The organism is Pseudomonas thermotolerans DSM 14292, from assembly GCF_000364625.1.
Lineage (GTDB): Bacteria > Pseudomonadota > Gammaproteobacteria > Pseudomonadales > Pseudomonadaceae > Aquipseudomonas > Aquipseudomonas thermotolerans.
In genome coordinates this window covers 1-1,208 of sequence record NZ_KB822670.1, presented here as the reverse complement: position 1 = coordinate 1,208, position 1,208 = coordinate 1, and the positions used below count along the sequence as shown (strand labels likewise).

The 1,208-nt window shown below is 56.9% G+C and carries 2 protein-coding genes; both read left to right on the top strand.

What is annotated here, in order from left to right; translation table 11 throughout:
- The first annotated feature begins 94 nt into the window (after positions 1–94).
- Entirely contained in the window at positions 95–700 is a 606-nt protein-coding gene (locus tag H165_RS19485) for a lipopolysaccharide kinase InaA family protein (RefSeq protein ID WP_248681225.1), read from the top strand.
- Entirely contained in the window at positions 697–1,089 is a 393-nt protein-coding gene (locus H165_RS0118095) for a diacylglycerol kinase (protein WP_017940324.1), read from the top strand. The genes H165_RS19485 and H165_RS0118095 overlap by 4 nt, the downstream gene beginning before the upstream one ends.
- Positions 1,090–1,208 lie beyond the last annotated feature (119 nt).

The following is a 1,208-nucleotide window of genomic DNA, read 5'->3' as shown; positions in this document are numbered from 1 at the left end:
CCGGCCGGATGGCCGTGGAACAGGTGGCCAGATGGCCGTGGAATGCCTGGCCAGATGAGAGCGGACTGGGTGGCCGGATGGCGTGGAATCCGCAGTGCTGCTGTTGCAATCTCGTGATCCCACGCGTCCACAGCTCTATTGCAAACGCCAGGCTGGACATACCTATCGAACACTATTGCACCCCTTGGGGCAGCCCACTGTATTACGCGAGATAAAGGCATACAGGGCTTTTGCGCATCTGGGTGTTCGTGTGCCGAAACTGGTATACGGGGCCGCTCGCATGCATGCAGGGCAATGGCAGGCCCTGTTGGTCACGGAGGCCTTGTCTGGCTTTATTAGCCTAGAGCAATGGTACGGCACTCATACACCGGATCAGTCATTGCGGGGATTGGTTATGAACCAAGTCGCCTCAATGCTCGCATCCCTGCACAGAGCAGGCTGGCAGCACGGCTGCTGCTACCCGAAGCATATCTTCGTCAAAATCGCGCCACGCAATACCGAGCCTCCCGTTGTTGAAACAGCAATCCTTGATCTGGAGAAGAGTCGGCGACGTCTCCGAAGCAAGGATGCTGCGCGCCATGACCTGAGCCAGTTATGGCGCCATCGCGGGCCAATCCCGGAGCCTGATTGCATTCACTTGCTACAGGAGCACGGCCGGCTTTTGGCTAAATCTTGCCATGAAGCGGGATCTGCCAAATGAATGATTTGGAAGCTGCCGAACTAGATGCACGCTCGCTCAAGGGACAGAAAGGGTTGACCCGTGTCGTGCGGGCTCTGGGTTATTCGATTGCAGGCCTGATTGCGGCCTTTCGAGGCGAGGCGGCGTTTCGCCAGCTATTGCTGCTCAATGCGCTGCTCATCCCTGTGGCAATAGCTTTGGATGTCAGCAGCGTCGAGCGAGCGATACTGGTTTGCGTGCTCCTGCTCGCACTAATTGTGGAGCTGATTAACTCTGCAATTGAGGCGACAGTAGATCGGGTATCTCTGGAGGTGCATCCACTTTCTAAGCAGGCCAAGGACATGGGAAGCGCTGCACAGTTAGTTGCGTTGATTGTCATCGCAGTGGCGTGGAGCAGCATACTGGCCTAACGGGAAAGGTTTAAAGGCTGCTTCTGGCCGGTTAGCGACCACTTCTCTGGCTAGCCATGCTTGTCCTCCCACATGTGGAGGACTTGCCATGAACATCACTGCTACCTGCACCCGCCGGC

What these genes read in the sequence shown, in the direction of transcription:
- H165_RS0118095 (WP_017940324.1), top strand. Translation starts at nt 697, where the DNA reads ATGAATGATTTGGAAGCTGCCGAACTAGATGCACGCTCGCTCAAGGGA.